At 45.3% G+C, this 16,962-nt stretch carries 16 protein-coding genes; 3 read left to right on the plus strand and 13 right to left on the minus strand.

The window, feature by feature from the left end; translation table 11 throughout:
* Positions 1-48: 48 nt before the first annotated feature.
* The 9 genes from VB077_RS07520 to VB077_RS07560 all read right to left on the minus strand — a co-directional run bounded on the left by VB077_RS07520 (position 49) and on the right by VB077_RS07560 (position 9,476).
* Entirely contained in the window at positions 49-1,404 is a 1,356-nt protein-coding gene (locus VB077_RS07520; RefSeq protein WP_323414606.1) for a nucleotide sugar dehydrogenase, read from the minus strand.
* A 15-nt stretch (positions 1,405-1,419) separates the two neighbouring features.
* Positions 1,420-3,270 (minus strand): nucleoside-diphosphate sugar epimerase/dehydratase, encoded by a 1,851-nt coding sequence (locus tag VB077_RS07525; RefSeq protein ID WP_323414607.1) that lies wholly within the window; start codon positions 3,268-3,270, stop codon positions 1,420-1,422.
* Between the two features lie 125 nt (positions 3,271-3,395).
* Positions 3,396-5,315, minus strand: coding sequence for a cell wall-binding repeat-containing protein (locus VB077_RS07530; RefSeq protein ID WP_323414608.1), 1,920 nt, complete (start codon positions 5,313-5,315; stop codon positions 3,396-3,398).
* Positions 5,316-5,645: 330 nt separating this feature from the next.
* Positions 5,646-6,314 carry a hypothetical protein gene (locus tag VB077_RS07535; RefSeq protein WP_323414609.1) on the minus strand — a complete coding sequence of 223 codons (669 nt, stop codon included), beginning with the start codon at positions 6,312-6,314 and terminating at the stop codon, positions 5,646-5,648.
* 132 nt (positions 6,315-6,446) lie between these two features.
* A complete protein-coding gene (locus tag VB077_RS07540) occupies positions 6,447-7,109 on the minus strand; it encodes an SdpI family protein (protein ID WP_323414610.1) in 663 nt (220 codons plus the stop codon).
* A gap of 2 nt (positions 7,110-7,111) precedes the next feature.
* Positions 7,112-7,405 (minus strand): autorepressor SdpR family transcription factor, encoded by a 294-nt coding sequence (locus VB077_RS07545; protein ID WP_323414611.1) that lies wholly within the window; start codon positions 7,403-7,405, stop codon positions 7,112-7,114.
* A 195-nt stretch (positions 7,406-7,600) separates the two neighbouring features.
* Positions 7,601-7,864, minus strand: a complete 264-nt coding sequence (locus tag VB077_RS07550; RefSeq protein ID WP_323414612.1) for a type II toxin-antitoxin system RelE/ParE family toxin — start codon at positions 7,862-7,864, stop codon at positions 7,601-7,603.
* Complete coding sequence (locus tag VB077_RS07555) at positions 7,833-8,090, minus strand: DUF2281 domain-containing protein (protein WP_323414613.1); 258 nt, start codon at positions 8,088-8,090, stop codon at positions 7,833-7,835. Before VB077_RS07555 ends, VB077_RS07550 begins: the two co-directional genes overlap by 32 nt.
* A 645-nt stretch (positions 8,091-8,735) precedes the next feature.
* The gene (locus tag VB077_RS07560) at positions 8,736-9,476 is read right to left on the minus strand and encodes a hypothetical protein (RefSeq protein ID WP_323414614.1); all 741 of its coding nucleotides are present in this window, start codon (positions 9,474-9,476) and stop codon (positions 8,736-8,738) included.
* A 539-nt stretch (positions 9,477-10,015) separates the two neighbouring features.
* Between VB077_RS07560 and VB077_RS07565 the strand changes: the two genes are divergently transcribed.
* On the plus strand, positions 10,016-10,273 hold the full coding sequence (locus tag VB077_RS07565; RefSeq protein WP_323414615.1) for a hypothetical protein: 258 nt from the start codon (positions 10,016-10,018) through the stop codon (positions 10,271-10,273).
* 138 nt (positions 10,274-10,411) lie between these two features.
* On the opposite strand, the gene galU is transcribed toward VB077_RS07565, so the two are convergent.
* Entirely contained in the window at positions 10,412-11,287 is an 876-nt protein-coding gene (gene galU / locus VB077_RS07570; protein ID WP_323414616.1) for a UTP--glucose-1-phosphate uridylyltransferase GalU, read from the minus strand.
* A 140-nt stretch (positions 11,288-11,427) separates the two neighbouring features.
* On the opposite strand from galU, the gene VB077_RS07575 reads away from it, so the two are divergent.
* Complete coding sequence (locus tag VB077_RS07575) at positions 11,428-11,847, plus strand: putative ABC transporter permease (RefSeq protein ID WP_323414617.1); 420 nt, start codon at positions 11,428-11,430, stop codon at positions 11,845-11,847.
* Positions 11,848-12,045: 198 nt separating this feature from the next.
* Here VB077_RS07575 and clpP read toward each other — a convergent pair whose 3' ends face one another.
* On the minus strand, positions 12,046-12,660 hold the full coding sequence (gene clpP, locus VB077_RS07580) for an ATP-dependent Clp endopeptidase proteolytic subunit ClpP (protein ID WP_323414618.1): 615 nt from the start codon (positions 12,658-12,660) through the stop codon (positions 12,046-12,048).
* Between the two features lie 239 nt (positions 12,661-12,899).
* Here clpP and VB077_RS07585 point away from each other — a divergent pair, with 239 nt between their 5' ends.
* Entirely contained in the window at positions 12,900-13,979 is a 1,080-nt protein-coding gene (locus VB077_RS07585; protein ID WP_323414619.1) for an HD-GYP domain-containing protein, read from the plus strand.
* A gap of 133 nt (positions 13,980-14,112) precedes the next feature.
* On the opposite strand, the gene VB077_RS07590 is transcribed toward VB077_RS07585, so the two are convergent.
* Positions 14,113-15,420: a (Fe-S)-binding protein gene (locus VB077_RS07590; RefSeq protein ID WP_323414620.1), complete on the minus strand. Its 1,308-nt coding sequence runs from the start codon at positions 15,418-15,420 to the stop codon at positions 14,113-14,115.
* Between the two features lies 1 nt (position 15,421).
* A complete protein-coding gene (locus VB077_RS07595; RefSeq protein ID WP_323414621.1) occupies positions 15,422-16,810 on the minus strand; it encodes an FAD-binding oxidoreductase in 1,389 nt (462 codons plus the stop codon).
* Positions 16,811-16,962: the final 152 nt, after the last annotated feature.

The following is a 16,962-nucleotide window of genomic DNA, read 5'->3' on the forward strand; positions in this document are numbered from 1 at the left end:
TGACGATTCCCCTTTTATTTATTCTGTTGATATTTTAACCGAAAAACATCAGATTTTGACAATCTTTTCCCGGTTATTTTTAACATCTTTTGTTGCGTTTCGGGTGTCAACGACGATTTGAGCCTTTTCAACGATATGCTCATAATCCAAAGCACTGTGGGCTGTCAAAATAAGCACACAATCTGCCTCTTCCACAGCTTGATCGGTCAATTCGATGCTATCCATATGAACAGTGCTGCCGCCATGAGGTTCAATAACAGGGATGAATGGGTCATGATAAACGATATTGGCACCTTCTCTGCGGAGAAGCTCCATGACTTTAAGGGCCGGTGATTCACGAACATCATCGATATCGTTTTTATAAGCCACTCCCAAAACGAGAATTTTGGCATCTTTCAGGCTCTTGTTCCCATTATTTAAAGCCCGAACAACTTTGCTGATGACATGGTAGGACGCTTCGATATTGATTTCCCCGGCAAGTTCAATAAAACGGGTATGGAAATCGTATTCACGAGCCTTCCAGGTGAGATAGAACGGATCAATCGGAATGCAGTGGCCGCCTACGCCGGGGCCCGGCCAGAATGTTTGAATTCCGAACGGCTTCGTACCGGCAGCTTCAACCACTTCCCAAATATCCAGTCCCATTCTATCGCAAAGGAGCATCAGCTCATTAACCAAAGCAATGTTGACGGCCCGATAGGTGTTTTCAAACACCTTCGTCAGCTCGGCAGCTGCGGGTGAAGAAACAGGCACAACATTGATAATCGTTTGCGAATAGAAGGTGTAAGCGATCTCCAGGCATATCGGAGTTACGCCGCCGCAAACCTTTGAGGTATTTTTTGTTGTGAAACGCTTATTACCTGGGTCAACACGTTCCGGAGAAAAGGCAAGGAAAAAGTCTTTTCCAACTTTGAGCCCATTCTTTTCAAGAATCGGCAAAATCACTTCTTCGGTCGTCCCCGGATAGGTTGTGCTTTCGAGCGTCACAAGTTGTCCGGGACGCAGCCGCTTAGCGATATCCAAAGCGGCATTCTTCATATAGGAAATGTCCGGGTCACGGGTAATCGTCAGGGGTGTAGGAACACAAATGACGATAACATCACATTCAGCGAGACGATCAAACTCGGTAGTCGCCGTAAGGGCTCCCTTTTGCACAAGCTCCTGAAGTTCAATATCCTTTACATCTCCGATATAGTTATCTCCTGCATTGACTCGGCCTGCACGCTCTTCATTCAACTCAAAACCGATAACCTTAAAGCCCACTTTTCCTTTTTCAACGGCTAAAGGCAAACCGACATATCCCAGTCCAATGACCCCGACAGTCGCGGTATGGTTAATAATTTTCTCCTTCAGGGTCTTAGCGAGCACATCATCATCTGTGATCACTTCTTTAAGTTCTAACATGACACAATTTCCTCCTTATTGGTTCGCCACCGTTTTGGCATTTTGCTTTCTAAATGTAGGGATGACGGTTTGCAGAAGCTCAACAACCTCATCCTTCGACAGGTATGAACCCCGCTCACGGATAATGTGGATGATTTCTTCAAGCTTCTCGGTTTCAACCGGGGATGGCTTAGCCACGAAAATACGCTTATGCTTTGTTGCCGAGGTCCCTTCCTCCGCCGTAAGCAACTCTTCATAGAGCTTCTCACCCGGACGCATCCCTGTGAATTTAATTTTTATATCAACATCAGGTTCAAACCCGGACAAACGAATGAGGTCACGGGCCAAATCGAGAATTTTAACCGGCTTACCCATATCCAGAATAAAAATTTCCCCGCCTTGAGCCATTGCTCCGGCCTGGATAACCAGCTGCGAAGCTTCCGGAATCGTCATAAAGAATCGGACCATATCCGGATGGGTAACCGTAACCGGTCCGCCCTTTTTGATTTGCTTTTTAAATGTAGGAATTACACTGCCGCGGCTTCCCAGAACATTACCGAAACGGACAGCGACAAATTTCGTTTTGGAGCGTCTGCCCATGCTTTGGATAATCATTTCGGTGACACGTTTCGTGGCCCCCATCACGCTGGTCGGGTTCACCGCTTTATCCGTGGAGATGAGAACAAAGGTTTTAACTCCTACGCGATCCGCTGTTTCCGCTAAGTTATATGAACCTACAATATTGTTTTTCAAGGCCTCTTCCGGATTTTTCTCCATCAACGGCACATGCTTATGGGCTGCGGCATGGAAAACAACGCCGGGATGATAACGCTCGAAAACCAGCTGGATTTTTTCTCGATCTTTGATATCGACAATTTCCGTTGCAATTTCAATTCCCGGATGTTCGGAGCGCAGTTCTTGTTCAATATCGAAAACGGTATTTTCGCCATGACCCAGAATTACAATTTTTCCTGGATTAAAGCGTGTAATTTGACGGCAAATTTCCGAACCGATGGAACCCCCGCCTCCGGTCACGAAAACGGTTTCTCCCGCTAAATAGCCGGCAACTTCTTGAAGATCCACCGATACCTGCTCACGGCCTAATAAGTCTTCAACCTGGACTTCACGAATCTCCTTCGTGTCCACAGTGCCGCTTAAGAGGTCGTACACGCCCGGCAGGATTTTCAAATCGACGCCGCTTTTTTCAGTGATCTGAACAATTTCACGAATGGCCTCACCGGATGCCGAAGGCATCGCAATGATCACTTCATCGATATTATGATTATTGACCACGCGGGGAATATCCTTATGCGTTCCCAACACCGGAATCCCCATCAGTTGAAGATGCTGCTTTTTAGGGTCATCATCAATAAAACCGACAGGACGTCCTTCATGATAATTGCGGTTCTTTAGTTCGCGAACCGCAACGGCACCGGCATCTCCCGCACCGACAATCAATACCTGTTTTTGCGAGCCCGGAACATGCGGTGTTAAAACATTCTCTTGTAAAATCCGCCAGGCAAAACGCGAAGCGCCGACAAGAAAAAGGGTGGTAAACCAAAGCAGCGCGGCAACGGAATGAGGCAGCCGCATGGGAGCTATGAAATATACAACCGTAACGGTAGCCGCCGTTCCAATCGTTGCTGCAAAGACGATCAATAAAAGTTCACCGATACTGGCATACTGCCAAAGCCTTTTATAAAGTCCGAAAGCATAGAAAACCGCCAAGTAGATAAGGGTGGCGGCCCATACTGAATAATAATAGGTCATCACATATTCGTGGGGAATACCGTCTTCGAAACGCATATAAAAGCTTAAAAACAGAGCAAGATTCACAAGTAAAGCATCAATTGCCATCAAAAATAAAGTTCGTTTACGCCATAGCATGAATTTATGATCCCTTCTTTAATTTATGGAAGTTTTAAAAGCTCTCTTAATAAATCACCGTTTTACAGTTTACTATAGTTTTTACCGTTTTACAACAGGACATGCAAATGCCTTCCTCAGTCAAATTACTGACCAAGGAAGGATTTTAGTTCTTTTTCAAGGTCTTCTGATATCGCTCCGGTACCGCCCATTAAATAAAGCTTAAGCGACTGGGGGGCATTGGGGGCGGTCGGATTGGTTAATATTTTCAGACGTCCGCGGATCCAATTTTTGAGATTCGGATATGGTTCAAGCGAATTCTTCGGGACAAGCACGATTGTCGAACCTTGATGGGCTGCTAAAGCCGCACCGGCAAGCGCATCCGGAAAATTCTCACCGGTAGCAAAGCTTAGATTATCAATATCATCTTGAAATTCTTGCGCAACAGCAGCCATCGTATCATAACGTGACGCTCCTGCGAGTCTGCGAATTTGCGAGGCGGACATATTTAAGCCCTGCTTGATTTCTTGCTCAACCTGCGGAGAAATACTGCCATTCCCCCCGATCAGGTAGACCTTGGCTGGGTTAAGACGCCGGAGTGTTTTAAGGGTGTCTGCGGGAAGTCCATTTGTTGAAGTCAGAAGGATCGGCATCCTTTTCGCACCGGCTATGGAGGCAATCGCTAAGGCATCGGGAAAATTCTCACCTGTGGCAATAGCTACGGCCGGTACATTTTGTAAAGCCGCTCCTTGAGGAATATTCTCTAAGCTGATCTTCCCCTCTACCGTAACCGCGGAAAGAGACGATGCTACTGTGGCCATGGCTAAACTTGCTGCCGTGCTATATCGGCTGTCACCGCTGATGCGAATAAGGCTATCTTTATTCCAGCCGTTCTTTTCAAGCGTTGAAGTGATTTTGCCTCCCAATGCGCCTTCGCCGCCGAGGAGATAAATCGTTTGAGGTTTTAAGCTTTTCAAGGTTGTAAGAACCTCGGAATCAAGCTCTTTAGATGAAGTTAATAAGATCGGAGCTTGCAAACGCCCGGCTAAGGGAACACCTGCTAAAGCATCGGGGAAGTCATCCGCCCGTGCCAGAATGACGGATGTTGAACCTTGAGGCCATCCCTTTTGCGCCTGTTGAAGAGCCGTGTCGATTCGGTCTTTACCTTGGAGACGACTCCACTCAGGAATGACAGCCGGGAGAATCTTTCCGGTATCTTTATCGCTATTCATATTTAAATCCCCTAAGTGGTACGGCAGAGGAGTTGTCCATTGCAGCGTTTTTTGGGGAACTCCCTGCTCTGGCAGTGAACTTGCCGGAACCGGCGTAATCTCTACGGCCTTAATATAATGCGCTAACCAGGATGGCGGATTTGCGATCGTGCTCAAGATCCGCTCTTGATAGGGAACGGGTGTGGGTGCGGGAATGGGTGCGGGTGTAGGAATTACGGCGCTTCCGCCTCGAGATATTACTTTGCTTCCATCGGCTTTGGGGGTATTATCCTCTATTATAGAACTCGTTTTAGCTTCATTGGGATTATTCTTGCCGGACCAGATATTATAAGCCCAAATCGCAAAATACCAGTTCTCCAATTTATTACGATCGCCATCCCCGATCTTGGGAACAAAAGCCCACTTCTCATTCAAGAGCTGAGCTCCCCGACGGATATTATATTCAATATCTGTCTTTAATTTAACGATGTTTTCCGGTGTTTCGTATTTAGGGGAAATCTGCATAATCCCCATTGCCCCTGTTGGGCTGAGAAGGGGTTGGCCATTGCTGTCAAATTGATGCCACGAACTTTCCTGGAAGGCAATTGCTTTCAAAATGGGGCTTGGAATCTTTTCTTCCTTGGCCACCTTTTCCAGCAAAGCATTGATTTCCGCCTGGGAGGGATTGACTTGAGGTTTAAAATCCGGAGTAGGGGCGGAATTCGGAACTGCCCCATTTGTTGTCGGGCTATTCGTCAAATCCGTAGCTGCGAAGAGGAGGCTCGGTTCTCCCAAAACTTGTACAAGGATAAATGTACTTAATAAAACACTCATCCACTTTTTTCTCTTATTCACCAATAGCCCTCCTTTGTTGGGATACTCTATCTGTAGTCAAAACTCCACCTGAAGCAAGTTTCCTTTATCCCCCCTATTTCAACATCTTTATTTCAGTTTCCTGCTAAAAGATGAAAATAGGCCTTTCGCCTATTTCATAGCGAAAGACCTATTTTATCCGATGACTAACAAGTGACTAAACCCGGGTGGGGTTTTCGCCTAAGTCGCCTACTGCAAAGAAAAGCTGAGCGGCGCAGGTCACTTTTGCCGAACCACAAACTTCACAGAACAACTTTAGCGGTGAGGATGAGATAAGTGGCTAAGTCCCTGGACATAGGAAGCTTGCAATCTTTAACTTAGCAGCGTTTCCCCGGAGATCAACCAGTGACCATTGGATAGGATCAAATTGACACGTACATGAACAAGGTGTTCCGTCTTTTCCCCCTGGGGCATCTGTTCTCCTAAATCATAGTCCTGAGCGGCATAACGATAGGTTGCTTCAAGTGTTGCTGAGTTGGCGGTTGCCGATTCCACCTTAATTTCATCGAAGCGAATATCACTGACTGCTAAACCGATTCCTTGGATAATGAAGCTCTCCGCATTGCGGGCATGCTTTTCATAAATCTCTCCAATGTAGGCTTTAGCGAGCTGGTTCCGAAAATTAGTCATATCTGTGGATTGCCAAGCCCCAAAAAAGTAGCCGATATTTTGTTTATAATCACTGATTATTTTCTCTGTCCGCTCTTTTTCTACCGTGCTATCCGTTTCGTTTGCTCCTGCCAAAACCCCTTCGGGGGGAGTAAGCAAGCTGTCCTTCTGATCAGCATTGGGACTTTGTTTAACAGAATTCAGCACATTTTCCGAATTGATTGCCGTTGCCTGTGATTCATTATCCACTCCGAGTTTGGTTAATATTGAACTCCCCGTTGCAGGGGTCGTCGCAACAGCATGGCCGACAATTCCAATGACCAAACCAAGGCACAAGGCGACAGAACCCACAAGCCAATTAATCTTACGCATAAAATACAAAATCTCCTTTACCCATTAATCAATAAGGATAAGTTCCCTATCAATAATCTTGCCCGGCAAAAGAGATTTTAGACACAAGCTAATAAAAAATATCAAACATTCATGGCAATATTCATGGCAGTGCTAAAAATTTAGCTTTTTGAACTGAACATAGGAATAAAGCGTAGGCGCACCTACAAGTATAACCATAGCGACAGCAAAAAGCGGTCCCACCCATTGTGATGGCATAAATCCTAAAACACCGATGAGAATTCCACCTACCATCCAAATCGGTCCGGCAAATCGGTGCGTACGATACCAGACTTCTTCACTCGCTAAAGTCCAAGATGTCCTGATGCCAAAGAAATAATTGAATTTAATTTTTCCAAAATAATTGCCCAAGATAATAAATAAAATTCCTATTCCCGAAAAATACCAACGCGGAAGAGTTGTAAAATAACCCAAGCCTACACCCAATACCCCGACATGCATCAAACTTAAAAAGAAGATAATCGCCAGCGTGCTGATCCAATAGATTCGAGACATGGCCGGATAGTTTGCTTTTTTCGGATCAATCTTCGGGATAATCCAAAACAAAAGATAAATGCCGAGAAGAATCAGCGGTAACATAAAGGCTCCGCCAAAACGTGAGGAATAGCCGTTAACCTCACCGGCCAAATTCCAATGTGAGGGCACCCGATCTCCTAGTTGAGGATATGCCCAGAAAGCAATTAAAAAATCAGCGATGATCAGAAAGGCTGATAATATTTTTGCCCAACCGCCTTGATGATTTTCAAGATTTGACATAATCATTCCCCCTTAGTAATGTCATTCGGAGCTTTACCTAAGAACTCCATAAACCAGCCCATCACATCTTCAAAGACTGAAGTGTTTAGGGAATACATGATATTTTGTCCCTGGCGCCGGTCGCTGATTAAGTCAGCCTGCTTTAAAATACTCAGATGATGAGAAATGCTGGGCTTTGTCATATCAAAATGGTCTGCAATCTCCCCGGCGCTCATTTCTCCGCTGCGCAAATCACGAAGGATTTGCCGTCTTGTCTTATCGGAGAGCGCCTTAAACGTTTCATTATAAAGCGGCATTTCATTTCACCTCTTATTCTTTATTCCTTAGTCTTTAGATATTCATATATTTAGATATTTAGACATTATTCTAACTATATAATTATTATATGTCCGGTTAAGCAAAGAGTCAATTCTCTTCAAATAAATATTCATTAAGACAGTTTCAAAAAGCGAAAGCCGATTTTCCTTGCTCTGAAGAATAATCGGCTTTAGTTATTTGTAAATTCCGCCACGAGAGTCTATTGCCAGAATGTAGACAATCTTTTCGGTATGATTAACTTCAAAAAGTACGCGGTATGTACCAACCCGAAGACGATATAAGCCTTGCTGTCCCTTCATTTGCCTAATGTCGCCACTCGGGGGAATTGTTATTAGTCCTGCTAATCCTTTCGCAATACGTTTTTGAACGGACGCTTCTTTTTTGGATAGGTATTTGATTGCATCCTTACGGTAAATCAACTTGTAATCCGAACTCATGCTTGGCGTCCTCCCCGGTAACATAACCAGCATCACTATTAAGCTGGCGAAGTTCTTCTTCAGTTAAAGGTTCATCGTCCGGATCTACCTGATCGATTCCCTCCCAACCATTTGGTTTTTCTGTGGAACGATTTAATAGATACTGTATGAAATCAAAAACAGTTTTTTGATCATCTTCTGGAAGACGCTCAACTAAGTTATAAATATCTTCTTTCCGTACAACCATGAGGCTCAACCTCCTAAAATCAAATGTCCGCTAATACTTCAGCTAAGAGAAAACTACCATGTCTGCCAAAGTAAGTCAAGTGCAGGAAGAGTTACTGCAATGAATAAGCCAACTATAGCAAAAATAAATGAGACCTGTCCCTCCGGGCAGGTCTCATTATTTTTGCTCAAACGCGATGAGCTTTTCTATTCATCCTTATTCAGTTTTTCAATTATTGCGCGCACTTAAGATCTTCAAGGGAAAACCGCGGTTTTGTCTTCACGCTATTATCCGTCCATTTTCTACCCCTCACCTCTTAGAACTTTATGTTCGTTCCTTTCTTTGAGGTTAATTTTTCGGGTTAATTTTCCCTTCCAAATGATTTCTATTTAATTCTTTAATTGAATCATTAATTATGTTCTTCTCCCTACTGGAGGGCCCCTGACAAGGGCCTTTTTCAAAAACCTGTTTCCGGTACAGGTTATCACCGCTCTATTCAGTTCAATTTTAAGGATTCATATCTATATTTATATATTGACGGCTGCCCTTCTTCACTCCGGCTCCAAATCCTCACGTTTTGAAAACTAAAGCACGATTTTTTCCCCCATCATTATTATCTCTTATTCCGGATACCCTTCCTGCAGATTTTAAACGCGCTTGGATATGTTACCGTTTAGTGGCAAAGGGAGTTGCCCCATATATTTTGGCACTCGCATCGTTACGCATGATATGAGCGTCAAGATCATGAATCTCTTGGTGGAATTGTTCAATGCGCACCTTGTCTTTCGCATCAAATGCATCTATTCCACGATTGAACATGACGTCGAGATAATTGCTGAAGGAAGAAGCCTTTTTAGCGCCGTCCTCTTTCTTAATCTGATTATCCCAAACTGATTTATGAAATACGATGTATTTTTTAATATCCTGTTCATTCATCTGAGGACCGCTATTGGGTCCGTACAAATACCCATCCACGTATTGATGGATGTTCCAAGCCGAGCCGAAAGCAATATTCAATGCATCTTGACTCAGTGCACCCTCCTCGAAGTTATCTTTAACGGCTGGGGCTAGTGCCAGACTTTTTGTATCTGGTTCTTTGTACTTTTTAGGTCCTGATAGATCTCCCTGTGGAGCGACATTGATACCCGGCGGGTTCGTTACTGTACTCGCTGGGTTGGCTCCGGTCGTATTAGCTTGTCCCGGGGTATTTCCATCAGCGCCGTTTTGGGTCGCATTGGTTCCTTCCACAGGAGGTGTCTGTACAACGACTGGATTTTGAGCGCCAGAAACGGACCTATTCATAAAGACTTTCCAAGCGCTCGGTCCATAAATCCCGCCGACAACGACAGCACCGGCTAACACTAGGGTTCCTGCCAAAGTGAGTACTTTTCTCTTGTCGAACTCCATGATCTCCCTCCTTTTTAAAATTTGGTTCTATATTTCCTTCCTATATTACCAATTTATGGGGTTAAAACGTGTCGGTTTTGCTGAATCGTTCGCACCATTTTCTGCCTTAAGCCTGTCCAAATTGCCACGGGGTGCCTTAAGATTGCTGATCTTCGCGAAAATCAAACAGCATCCTTGAAAAAATGAAGGAGAAAGGTTTGCTCACTTTTCTCCTTCATTGTGTTTTGCTTTCGATAAGCGTTTATTTGGGTTCTTTTGGGGCAAGTCTTTGGGGATCATTCGGGTATGTCTCCGGGGTGTGGATTTTGTTTACACCGTTCACTCCAGGCGCTTCGGAGACTGAAGCTAAGGCATCGGCTCCTTTTTTCCGGGTCAAGGGACACCGCCGAAATCGTCTCCTGACTCTGTCGGCGGCTACGCACGTCCTGTGCGCAGCCCTTTGCTTATAAGCAGTCGCCGCTGCCTAAGCTTCAGTAGCTGCTTGCTTAAGTCGTTCTCTCCCGTAAATCAAAATCCACGTCCAGGCTTTCCCGCTTCTTTTGCATGCATTTGCAGCCGGTGGTACAGAATGTACCACGCTGCCTCCCTGGTCATACAAGAATAGCTTGCAAGGGACCCATGAAGCAACCAGGCGAGTTGCGAGTACAGATGTGGAGGTTTTAAGCGAGCAGTTAGCAAACTCGGCGAAAACTGCTCTTGCATCAGCGGGGCGGGCACAGGGACGTGCCCGGGCGCCGACTGAGCCAAGGATGGCGATTCCGGCGCCGAACCCCGCCTACTCTCATCCGGCAGTTTGAGCCGTTAGTTTGCTCTGCGAGCGCCGTGACCGGAGCAGCTGTACTCGCAACTCACCCCCAGACCCTTTCATTCACAAACTTACACAAACTTAAAAAGCAGGCCAAAGGATCCCCTTCGACCTGCCAGAATGCCCAATACTAAAATTTAGCGACTAACTTCTTAAGATAAGCCATCAAATCCTCGGAAATATCCTCGCGGCGAAGCGCAAACTCAACCGTCGCTTGGACAAACCCCAGCTTATCGCCGACATCATAGCGGCGCCCTTCGAAATTATAAGCGAGGATTTCCTGAGTCTTTAATAGTTCGCGAAGTCCGTCCGTGAGCTGGATTTCTCCTCCCTTGCCCGGTTCAACCTTCTCTAAAATATCAAAGATTTCAGGATTTAAAATATATCGCCCCATAATCGCCAACCGGGAAGCGGGTGCCTCTTCCGGAAGAGGCTTTTCAACAAGGTCAGAGGCACTATAGAGTCGGCTGGAAATTTCCGTACCATCTACAATTCCATATTTTGAAGTTTCCTCAAGCGGGACTTCCTGAACCCCGACAATGCTTGCCCCATAACGTTCATAATGGTTCATCATCTGGCGCAGGCAAGGAACATCTGAATGAATGACATCATCCCCGAGGAGGACAGCAAACGGCTCATCCCCGATAAATTTTCGAGCGCAATAGATAGCATGCCCGAGACCTAAAGCTTCTTTCTGCCGGACATAATAAATATCCACGAGTCTTGCAATATCTTGTACCATGTCGAGGAGTTCCATTTTCCCCCCATTTTTCAGAAAGGTTTCCAATTCGACAGATCGGTCAAAATGATCTTCGATGGCCCGTTTATTTCGGCCCGTCACAATGACAATATCCTCAATTCCGGAATTAACGGCTTCTTCAACGATGAACTGAATCGTGGGTTTGTCTACAATCGGCAGCATTTCTTTGGGTTGGGCCTTTGTTGCCGGTAAAAATCGCGTTCCTAAACCGGCGGCCGGAATAACGGCTTTCCGAATTCTCCTCATTTTTGTCTCTCCTTACTCAGCGTATGTTTTCATTAGGAATGGATATTATAAAAGCAGCATTTTTATTACAAACTTTAAACGGTTCGCGAACCCAATTATACCATACTATTCCCAATAAATTCTATATCTGGAGAAATACTATGTCTGTTAATCTTCTTTCTCTATCGCGTTATCGTTGGGTGCGTTTTCTCATCTACGGCTTTCTTGGGCTAACACTCGAGGTTATTTATACCGGGCTTTCCTCCTTGCTTAAAGGAGATTTAAGCATGCATGGTTTCACCTTTTTGGTCATGCTTCCGATCTACGGGATGGCTATTTTCCTTGAACCTATTCACAATATCATCAGACCCCAACCGTGGTGGCTCCGGGGCTTCATTTACCTGTTCCTTATCTGGGGAATCGAATATCTAAGCGGCTGGCTTCTTACACTTATCCTGGGTTTCTGTCCCTGGTCCTATCATGATCCCCTTAACATCAATGGTTGGATCACCTTAAGAATGGTCCCTGAATGGTTTTTGACGGGGCTCGGCTTTGAGATTATTCATGACCATCTCAGATAATTAAACAAAGTGCCCTCCCCTGGTAGATGTGTGATCTACACGAGGAGGGCATTTTTGTGCCCTTCTAGTGAACTCGTTTGGCTAAGGCTGGACATAGAGACTTCGGTGGGGACCCTACCCCCACCGAAGCAGAGTACGAGGGACCCACTCCCACTAATAGAAGTGGCAGTCTTACGATTGGATGAAGAAGTTTAGGGATCAGTCTTTCTTATCTGCGGGAACAATCTTCTCAAGAACTTCATCGACAAGACCGTAGTCCTTGGCCTCTTCCGCGGTCATATAATGATCGCGGTCTGTATCCGCTGCAACCTTTTCAATAGTTTGTCCGGTTCTTTCGGCTAAAATCCGATTCATTCTCTCTCTCACAAAGAGCAAATGTTTGGCATGAATCTCAACCTCTGTCGCTTGTCCGGAGATTCCGCCGCCGCCGATAAGCGGTTGGTGAATCAGAATTTCGGAATTTGGCAGTGCCGTTCGTTTTCCCTTTGCTCCGGCCGCGAGGAGAAAAGCGCCCATGCTGGCCGCCAAGCCGATACAGATTGTATGTACATCCGGACGAATATATTGCATCGTATCATAGATGGCCATGCCGGCACTGATTGATCCGCCGGGGCTATTAAGATAAAGGAAGATATCTTTCTCCGGATCCTCGGCTTCAAGGAATAAAAGCTGAGCGACAACGAGGTTGGCTACATCGTCGTCAATCGGTCCTCCCAAAAATATGATTCTGTCCTTCAGCAGTCTGGAATAAATATCATATGACCGCTCTCCACGATTCGTTTGTTCAACAACCATTGGTACTAGATAACCCATTAAGAATCCCCCTTAATCCTATTCTCATTTCATTATACGTTTTACATTTTCCTAATATCCTTTCCCGATAATCCTATTTTAGTACAAAGGTCAGTTAAGGTCAAATGATTTTCATGTAAAAAAAGAAAGAATATCTTCAATATCTATGTTATCCTTATTTTTCCTCACAATCCAAAAAAGGGTTTTCGGTTTTTTTAGCGAAAGCTATTATAATCCTTGAGCAGAGGGGTGCATCAACCATGCAATATATACTTAAACCGATTTATCACCGATTTAAAGTGGAGGAATTTGCTTCTCAAGATTTTTTTGATCATCGAGGTACCCTTCTTTTAGGCAAGGGTCAGAAAGTTACCTCATCACTCGCTTCGTTTTTAAATCGTCAAACCATCTATTCTTTGCATTGTGAGTGTGATTTTCCCAGCTCCGTCTCAGGGGAACTGCACGCTTCATTACTTATTCACTTTCCTCGAACAGCACCCTGGCTCCAGCGGGTTTATTTTGAAACAGCACTGATAAAACAAGAGCTATTAAGTGAGGCCGTCCGTTTTATCGATCAATTAGTAGACCATCTATCCCTTCATCCCGCGTTTTCTTTGGACTTTGAGCAATTACAAACCTCGGATAAAGTGACCTATAAACATTCCGTCAATGTCGCTCTTCTTTCTTATATTATCGGAAAATCCATGAACTATAAAGGAGAAAAACTTCGACGGCTTACGCTTAGTGCCCTAATTCATGATATCGGCAAATTGGATATTCCCGAAGAAATCCTCAATAAACCAGGTGCTCTCAGCTCGGAAGAATTCGAAATCATCCGAACCCATCCTGCCAAAGGGGTAGCACGATCGGCAGATCTTCTCTTGCCTGAAAGCGTACTCACCGCTATACTCCAACATCACGAACGCTGGAATGGAAGCGGCTATCCTCAGGGTTTAGCAGGTCTTGATATTTCAACTTCCGCGCAAATCATGGCGGTCGCGGATGTCTTTGATGCTTTAATAACAGACCGTCCCTATCATGCTCCCCTTCCTCCCTATCATGCTCTGGAAATTCTCTTTAAAGGCTGCGGCACCGATTTTTCACCCGAGGTCCTCAAAGCTCTTTTCTGCATGATTCAGCTTTATCCTCCGGATTCTTTTGTAACCTTGAACAGCGGTGAGGCCGGGATCGTTCTTCGTTTTACTTATCCCAACCTTACCCAGCCTAAAATTCAGGTTCTTTTCGATCCTTTCGGAAATCCTGTTGAGAAAGAGCTGATTATTGACCTCGCTGAAGATCCTTCGCGCTATATCTGTACGATGCATCACCGCGTCGGGTAAGAAGATAAAAAACCAGGGGCTGTCGGAAAACAGCCCCTTTTTCGTGGTGAGCATAATTATGGATTATTGCAAAAGACCCGAAAGCGTAGTTCCGCGCATAGAAGTGAACCAGTCCCGGAGCGCCAGAAGGAATCTAACGTGCGGCTTCAGAGCTTCTCCTTTTACCCGCTTTATAAGATTGATCAAGAAGTTGAATCGTATGAACAACATCTTCTTGAAGTCCGGCATTCTCAACTCCGCTTGTCAGCTGCAGGCGGCATGCCGGGCAGCCGGTTGCGACGGTATCCGTGTGTGTCTGAGCGATATCCTCAATCTTGCGATCGGAGATTTTAGCCGAAAGATCCGGATGCACCAGCATGAACGAACCGGCCATACCGCAGCAGCGATCCGGTTTTTTCATTTCAATCAATTCAATGCCGGGAATCGCTTTTAGGATCTCACGCGGTTCTGTCGTAATCCCTTGGCCGCGATTTAAGTGACAGGGATCATGATAGGTGACTTTGCGCTCAAGGCGTCCTAATCCTTCTCTTTTGAACGGAACGATATGAATTAAGAACTCGGAAATATCATAGGTCTTTGCCGCCCATTTTTCTGCCAGGGCCTTCATCTTCGGGTCATCATCAAAGAGTTCGGAATATACATGTTTCCAGGACTCCCCGCCGGAAGAACAGTTGGTAATGATCGCATCAACATCCGTTTTCTCAAAGGCTAAGAGATTGCGTTTAGCCATGACTTTAGCTGATTCCACATCTCCGTTAACCGAAGCGGGAGTTCCGCAGCAGCCTTGTTCCTTCGGAATTACAACCTCACAGCCATTTTCCGTGAGAACATCAACGACGGCCCGACCCATATCCGTGTAAAAATAATTCGTTACACAGCCAATGAAATAACCGACACGCATTTTAGGATTCTCAACCTTGATCACATCGGGTAATTCATCCTTGAGCGGTTTCTTCGCAATATTCGGGATAACTTTGTTCCCTAGACCTAAACCGAAATCATAACGGAGGCGAGCCCCTTTATCGCTGCCATGAATCCGTTTCATTGCTATTCCTTGAACCTTACTCCCAAATTTCAGGCCGGTATCAAAGAGGCGATTCGCTTTGAGGGCTTTAAAGGCGATTTTTTTGCCCGGATGAAGTCCTTGTTTACGAACGGCTTCGGCACGGGCAGCAAGAATAATTTTATCAAAACGTACACCGCAGGAGCAATGTTGGGTGCAAGCCCCGCAGGTTGTGCAGAGCGAGAGCCGCTCGTCCATACCCTTGCTGAGGTCCATTTCACCTGTAAAAAGCGTTTCGACTAAGGTAATTTTGCCGCGAGCTGCGCCGACTTCCTTGCGCGTTTCTTTATAGATCGGGCAGACCTCTTGGCAGTTTCCGCATTTCATACATTTATAAATCTCATCATAGATGGAGTCGAGAGAACTGTAAATGCTCACTTTAGTCCCTCCTCACCATTTTACCGGGGTTTAAAATAAAGTTAGGGTCTAAGGCTTTCTTAATATCTCTTAAAAGGTTGACACCGGCTTCACCGAATTCCAGCGGCAGGAATTTCGCTTTCGCCATTCCGATTCCATGCTCTCCGGAGAGCGTTCCTCCCAGGGAAATAGCGACATCAAAGATCTCCGCAACCGCTTTTTCGACGCGCTCCATTTCTTCGCTATTGCGTGCATCGGTAAGGATCGTCGGGTGAAGATTACCGTCACCGGCGTGACCGAACGTACCTATCGTCAGATCATATTTCTCGGCAATTTGACGAATGGCCTTAATCATTGCCGGAATCTTGCTCCGAGGAACAGTCGCATCTTCAAGAACGGTGGTCGGTTTGAGCTGGGCCAGTGCCGGTAAAGCATTACGGCGAGCCAACCAGATTTGGTCCCGCTCTTTATCATCTTTTGCCAGCTTCACTTCGGTTGCGCCTTCTTCGGCCAGAATTTTTTCAACCAAAGTTGCTTCACGTTCTACCGCTTCTTTATATCCATCCACTTCGCACAGAAGGATGGCCTGTGCATCAACCGGCAGACCGGCATGGGCATAGTTTTCAACGGTTCTGATCGTCATGTTATCCATGATTTCCAGTGTGGCAGGGATAACTTTATTACGAATAATCGCCGAAATTGCGCTTCCGGCTTTGTCTATATCATCGAAGACCCCGAGAATACTCTTTTTCGCTTCGGGCGTAGGGGAAAGTTTAACAAGGATTTCCGTAATAATTCCGAGCGTTCCTTCCGCTCCGGTAAAGAGAGCGGTCAGATCATAGCCGGAAACATTTTTAACTGTTTTGCCGCCCCATTTAATGATGTCGCCATTGCCGCGAACGAGTTTCATGCCCATAACATATTGCTTGGTTACACCGTATTTTAAGCCGCGCAATCCGCCTGAAGACTCTGAAACCGAGCCTCCCATCGTTGCTGTGGTTACGGTTCCCGGATCGGGAGGATAAAAAAGCCCATGTTCCATTGCCGCATCATTGAGGTCTTGAATAATAACTCCGGGTTGTACCCAAGCTGTTAAGTTTTCAGCATCCACTTCAAGAATTTGGTTCATATTCAGCATGGACATTACAATTCCACTTTCGACCGGAACCGTTCCCCCGCTTAAATTGGTGCCTGATCCGCGGGGATAGATTGGAACGGAATACTTATTGGCAATCTTCACAATCTCAGCAACCTGTTCGGTCGTGGACGGTGTGATAACAACTTCGGGAAGAACCCGTTTTAAAGCCGCTGTAGCATCATAGGCATAAGTCATTAAGTCAACCTTTTCGGTAAGAACATTATCTTGACCTAGGACTTTGATAATTTCCTGTAAGGCTTCCGGTTTTAACATATTCAATACCCTCCTTAAATACAAAGAAAGTTTTGGTCTGACCATATTATGATAAGTTCTATTGTTATAGTATATTATTAACATTAAATATTCAATAAACTTTGGACATTGAGAAAAAAAGAACTTTTTTAACTAAAGGCTAAATTGGGAGT

The organism is Desulfitobacterium sp. (assembly GCF_034927245.1).
Taxonomy (GTDB): Bacteria; Bacillota; Desulfitobacteriia; order Desulfitobacteriales; family Desulfitobacteriaceae; genus Desulfitobacterium_A.